The sequence below is a fragment of the Thomasclavelia sp. genome, from assembly GCF_017889095.1.
Taxonomy (GTDB): Bacteria; Bacillota_I; Bacilli_A; order Erysipelotrichales; family Coprobacillaceae; genus Thomasclavelia.
In genome coordinates this window covers 1-6378 of record NZ_JAGHEW010000223.1, presented here as the reverse complement: position 1 = coordinate 6378, position 6378 = coordinate 1, and the positions used below count along the sequence as shown (strand labels likewise).

Sequence of the window (6378 nt, the reverse complement as noted above, 5' to 3'; positions counted from 1 at the left end):
TTTTTTCTTTTGTCTAATCTTTTTCATCGTGATTCCTTGGACATTTTATATAATTATTTTCTTAAAATGATGGTATCTAACACGTAGATGATTGTCAATTTAATTTAAGATGTTTAAGATTTTTTAATAATAAGATAAAAAATATTTTATGGTCTATTTTAAAGTCGAAATAGATAATGTTATAATTAGTTGTATGTAGGGGGAAAAGATCATGAAGTGTAAACATTGTCAAACAAATAATAAAAAAGATGCTATTTATTGTGCTAATTGTGGTGCCAAGTTAGAAAGAAAGGGTTATAAAAAAATATCTTTTATAATTGCGTTTGTTTTAGTTGTTGCAGTTGCAATAGCGGCGTTTTTTATCTTTAGGCCTGTAAATAAAGAAAAAGAGTATAACGAAGTGATTGATAGTGCTCGTAAATATGTAGAAGAAAAAGAGTATATAAAAGCAGAAGATAAATATCTAGAAGCAATTGATATCGAACCGAAAGAAGCAACGGCATATATAGAATTGGCGGATGTTTATGTAATTGAAGATGAAGTTGAAAAGGCAACACAATTATTGAATCAGGCGCTTGATGTAGTCTATGAAAAACAACAAGAAAAGATTGAAGACAAAATTGAGGAAATAAATAATCGAGTATCGATTGATCAGTATTATGACTTTTTATTAGCGGTATATCAAGATCCTGATAGTTATATTGATCAACGTGGAGGTATTAATGGTACAATTGATACATCATTTTTTGAACAAAATCAATTTGGAATCGGTGATATTGATGAAGATGGTGTTGATGAAATTATTATTAATTTTACCACGACAGCAATGGCAGGGATGCACATGGAAGTATGGGAATATAATTCAGATAATAATACTTTTGAAATGATTAATACTTTAGGGGCTAATAGTAAATTTTATCAAGATGGCATGGTTAAATCTCCGTTAAGCCATAACCAAAGTGCGGGAACATCTTTGTGGCCTTATATTATTTATCAATATGATCAAGATAAAAATGAATATGAAATAATTGCTAATGCATATTGTTATGACCGGGATTATGGATATGTTCCTGAATTAGATAAGGATAATGATGGTATTATTTATTATCTTTATAAAATTGATGAAACGGAAAAAGCTTTGACTTTAAAAGAATATGAACAGGAAGTTGATAAATATATTCCTGAAAGTAAATTAATTGATTTGAACATGCGTGATTTTACGATGGATAATATTGAAGGATTAATGGAAAATGAATAAAAAAGCAAATAGTATTTTTGATGCGAAACAGATAAAAAAATTAAATGATCTTGAAATCAAAGTGTTTGAATATATTATGTCTAATAGTTTGATTATTCCTTATCTTACGATTAGGGAATTAGCCGATAATGTTGGTGTTTCGACAACGACAATTTTAAGATTTGTTAAAAAAATTGGCTATGATAGTTATAATGATTTTAAATTTGCGTATAAAATGTCTTTACAAAGTGAAGAACATTATGAAAGAATTTATGATTTTAGTGAAGTAATTGAATGTTTGAAGAAGTTTAGTACTAGCTATTATTTAGATAAATTTAATGAAGCAATGGTAATTATTGGTAATAGTGAAAATGTTGTCTTTTTTGGTGTTGGTAATTCGGGAACGATTTGTCAATATGGGGCAAGACGATTTACAAGTGCCGGTAAATTTACGATTGCCGTTAATGATCCATTTTTAAAAATGGCATCATTAAATCCTAATACAGTTGTAATTGTATTATCGGTATCAGGAGAAACACCTGAGGTTATTGATACTTTAGCTGATTGTAAAAAACAAAATTGTAAGATTATTACAATTACTACCTCACAGAGTTGTACATTAGCTAAAATGGCAGATTTAACGATTCCATATTATATTAATAAGGTAGGAACAGATGTTTTTGATATGACTTCGCAAATTCCTGTAGTAGCAATTATTGAAAATTTAGCGACAATGTGCTTTCATAGATAAAACAATTTGTTTTTAATAAGTAACAATATTCAAAATATGAATTCAATTGATAAAGTACCTGTAGATATTTAAAAATTGGTTAAATTAGTTATAATTAAGGCGTCGATAGGGATAGCGCTTTCAATACTTATCACAAATTGGCCGATTTATCAAAATATCAATGGGAGGAAAAACTATGGAAAAGATGCAAGCCACCATGGAACGTTACTTTGTTCCTTTTGCAGCTAAGATTAATGGACAACGCCATGTAGCTGCAGTTCGTGATGCATTTACATTATCATTCCCGCTAACAATGGCAGGGTCAATGGTATTATTGATTAATTATGTATTTCTAGATCCAACTGGATTCGTTGCTAGTTTATTACATTTAGGAGATTTAATTCCTAACTTAACTGATTACCAGGCAATTTTGAATTCAGTTATTAACGGTACTACTAATATTTTAGCGGTATTAATTGCCTTTTTAACAGCTTATCAATTAGCTGAAGAAATGAAAGGTGATAAAGTATTATGTGGTATTACGGCATTATCAGCTTATTTCATTTTATATCCAGCTTCAAGAGCTTTTGAAGATGGTAGTGGAGCTGGTTTAATGACTACTTATTTAGGGGCACAAGGATTATTCGTAGCTTTATTTGTTGGGTTATTTGTAGCTGAAGTTTTAACTAGATTAGGGCGTAATTCTAAATTAAGAATTTCAATGCCAGCTATGGTACCGCCAGCAGTTTCTAAATCATTTAACTTATTAATGCCAATCATGATTGTATTAGCGTTAACTGGTTTAATTAATTTCATCTTTAGTAATATTACTGCTGATGGTATTCAAGTATTAATTTATAATGCAATTCAAGCACCGTTAACTTCACTAGGAAGTTCAATGGGAACAATTTTAGTATTTGTAATTGTACAACAATTCTTATGGGTACTTGGTATTCATGGACCAAATACTTTAAGTGCATTAAGATCTGTTATCTTTACTGAACAAGCTAATATCAACTTAGAATATGTTGCAGCAAACGGTACAGCTTGGGGAGCTCCTTATCCAGTTAACTGGGGTTCAATTAATGATGCTTTTGGTAATACTGGAGGTTCTGGGGCAACACTTGGTTTGATCATTGCAATGTTTATTGCCGGACGTAAAAACAAAGCTCAATATCAAATCGCGAAAATGTCATTAGCACCAGGTTTATTCAATATTAACGAACCAATTATTTTCGGGTTCCCATTAGTAATGAACCCAATGTATATAATACCATTTATTTTAGCACCGGTAGTATGTAATATTGTCGGATGGCTTTGTGTAGCGGTATTTGAAATTATTCCACCAGTAGCTTATAGTGTTGCTTGGACAACACCAGGATTCTTAATTCCATTTCTAGGATCTGGAGCTAACAATATTATGGCTTTAGTTATCGGATTTGTCTGCGTTGCGATCAGTACTTTAATTTACTTACCATTTGTAATTGCAAGTACTAGAGCAGCTGTAAAGGCCGAAGCTGAGGAAACAAATGCGTAAAGATTTTTTATGGGGCGGTGCTGTAGCCGCCCATCAAGTTGAAGGTGGTTGGAACGAAGGTGGCAAGGGACCTAATGTTTCAGATATGATGACTGTTGGTGGAGTCGGAAAAAACCGTCAAATCACTGATACAATTATTGAGGGTGAATATTACCCTAATCATGAAGCAATTGATTTTTATCATCATTATAAAGAAGATATTGCTTTATTTAAAGAAATGGGATTTAAGTGTTTTCGAACTTCAATCTCATGGGCTAGAATTTTTCCTGAAGGTGATGAGTTAGAGCCTAATCAAGCCGGATTAGAATTCTATGATGAAATGTTCGATGAATTATTAAAAAATGATATCGAACCGGTTATTACCTTAAGCCATTTTGAAATGCCGTATGGATTAGTTAAAAAATATGGTGGTTGGCGTAATCGTAAAATGATTGAATTTTTTGAAAGATTTGCCCGGGTTTGTTTTGAAAGATATCAAGACAAAGTTAGATACTGGATGACTTTCAATGAAATTAATAATCAAGTTAACTATAAAAGTGATGTGTCAGTATTTACTAATTCGGGAATTCTTTTTACTGAAAATGATGATCGGGAAAAAGTAATGTACCAGGCGGCTCATTATGAATTAGTTGCCAGTGCTAGAGCGGTAAAAATTGCTCATGAAATCAATCCTGATATGCAAGTTGGCTGCATGATGGCGATGACACCAATTTATCCATACTCATGCAATCCAGATGATATGTTAAAAGCAGTTGGGGCTAATCATAAACGTTTCTGGTTTGTCGATGTTCATGCGCGTGGGAAATATCCTGGTTTTATGCAAACATTTTTTAAACGCAAAGGTTATGATTTAGATATCATTACTAAAGATTTAGAAGATTTAAAAAATGGTTGTGTTGATTACATTGGCTTTAGCTATTATATGTCATTTGCCACTAAAGGTGACGGGGATGATAATTTAGATTATGATGAAGAAAAAGATCTATGCAACAACCCTTATATTGAAAAAACTAAATGGGGATGGCCAATTGATCCTAAAGGATTACGTTATACACTAAACTGGCTATATGATCGCTATCAATTACCATTATTCATTGTCGAAAATGGTTTTGGGGCAATTGATGAAAAAGTCAATGGTGAAGTAAATGATGATTATCGAATTGACTACTTAAAAGCTCATATTAAAGAGATGAAAAAAGCAGTAGATATCGATGGTGTTGATTTAATTGGTTACACTGTTTGGGGCTGCATTGATTGTGTCAGCTTTTCAACAGGAGAAATGAAAAAACGCTATGGTTTCATTTATGTAGATAAAAATAATGATGGTTCAGGTACTTTACAAAGAAGTAAGAAAGCATCATTTAACTGGTATCAAAAAGTAATTGCCACTAATGGTGAAGAATTATAATAGATAAGATTTGAGGTAGACTATGAAAAAGATATTAGAATTAAGGAATAAAGAAGAAAAAAACGATTTAAGTCATATTAGAAGATTTATTGCTTATGCAATTGACTGGTATTTAGGAGGCGTTGTTGCTTCGTTACCGTTAATTATTATTTATATGATGTTACATGATGATGCTACTAGCATACCACAAAATATCGCTATTTTTGATTATCCATATAATTTTCTTGCTGGAGGATTATCATTTCTAGTTGCGGTTGGTTATTATGTCTTAGTGCCTTGCTTTGTTTTTAAAGGACAAACAGTTGGTAAAAAAATCTTAAAATTAAAGATCGTAGACAATAATTATTTAGATGCAACAACAAAACAAATTATGATTAGACAATTTGTCATGATTATTTTAGTTGAAGGAAGTATCTTTACTTGCAGTAATATGTTGCATCAAATTATCAATGCAGCGACTAACATCAACTTTAGTCAAATTTATTCTTATATTGGCCTTGCAATCAGTCTTGTTTCTGCAATTATGGTATTAGTATTAAAATCCAAACGAGCATTGCATGATGTAGTTTGTAATACAAAAGTAGTCTATCTTGAATCAAATCAATATACTGTAGCTTGTCGCAAAATGAAAAAGAAAATGCGTAAAAATAAAAACTTAAAATTTGCAAACAGTTAAAAATCAGCTAGTATTAGCTGATTTTTTGCTTATTATAAAAAGAAGTACGTAAAATAATCTTTATATGTTAAAATAAATTTGGTGATAATATGATAACGATAGAACAAATAAAACAATTAAATGATTTAGAATATGAAATTTATGTATATTTAATTTCTCATCAAGAAGAAGTAGTTAATATTAAATTAAAGGATATTGCAGCTAAATTACATGTTTCTCCATCAATGATTACTCGAGTTTGTAAAAAGTTAGGCTATGATGGTTTTACGCAATTTAATGTAGAATTACGGTATAATCAAAATTTAGAAAGTAACGCTTATGAATTAAATACTGAATATATCCTCGATTATTTTAAAAGATTTAATAATGAAGAAAGTCAATTAGCACTAAAAAATGTTGCCAATATCATGGTTAAAAGTCATGAAGTTATCTTTTTTGGAATCGGTTTATCAGGAGCAATGGCTAAATACGGTGCCTATTTATTTAATCGAAGAGGTTTAAAAACATATTTCGTTGATGATTTTTCTCATCGCTTTAATGTTTACGATCAAAATACTTGTTTAGTTGTATTAACAGTTAGTGGTGAAACAGCAGAAATTAATAATCAAATTATCATTGTTAAAGAAACTAGTGCTAAAGTAATTGTAATAACCAATAGTGCCAATACAACAGCAGCTAAATTAGCTGATGAAAGTATTTGTTACTATGTTCCATCATATAAAGATCGCTATTTTTATTCATCGGCAACCCAGGTTCCCGTAGTTTATATTTTTGAATGTTTGGTACAAGA

Annotated in this window: 6 protein-coding genes; all 6 read left to right on the top strand. The window is 30.7% G+C overall.

What is annotated here, in order from left to right; translation table 11 throughout:
* The first annotated feature begins 211 nt into the window (after positions 1-211).
* Positions 212-1258, top strand: a complete 1047-nt coding sequence (locus J7M77_RS09725; protein ID WP_296877960.1) for a hypothetical protein — start codon at positions 212-214, stop codon at positions 1256-1258.
* Positions 1251-1988, top strand: a complete 738-nt coding sequence (locus J7M77_RS09720) for a MurR/RpiR family transcriptional regulator (protein ID WP_296877958.1) — start codon at positions 1251-1253, stop codon at positions 1986-1988. The genes J7M77_RS09725 and J7M77_RS09720 overlap by 8 nt, the downstream gene beginning before the upstream one ends.
* A gap of 175 nt (positions 1989-2163) precedes the next feature.
* Positions 2164-3504 carry a PTS transporter subunit EIIC gene (locus J7M77_RS09715; RefSeq protein WP_296877956.1) on the top strand — a complete coding sequence of 447 codons (1341 nt, stop codon included), beginning with the start codon at positions 2164-2166 and terminating at the stop codon, positions 3502-3504.
* The gene (locus J7M77_RS09710) at positions 3497-4912 is read left to right on the top strand and encodes a 6-phospho-beta-glucosidase (protein ID WP_296877954.1); all 1416 of its coding nucleotides are present in this window, start codon (positions 3497-3499) and stop codon (positions 4910-4912) included. Before J7M77_RS09715 ends, J7M77_RS09710 begins: the two co-directional genes overlap by 8 nt.
* Before the next feature lie 22 nt (positions 4913-4934).
* Entirely contained in the window at positions 4935-5588 is a 654-nt protein-coding gene (locus J7M77_RS09705; RefSeq protein WP_296877952.1) for an RDD family protein, read from the top strand.
* Positions 5589-5677: 89 nt separating this feature from the next.
* A partial coding sequence (locus J7M77_RS09700; protein WP_296877950.1) for a MurR/RpiR family transcriptional regulator occupies positions 5678-6378 on the top strand: 701 nt, incomplete at its 3' end.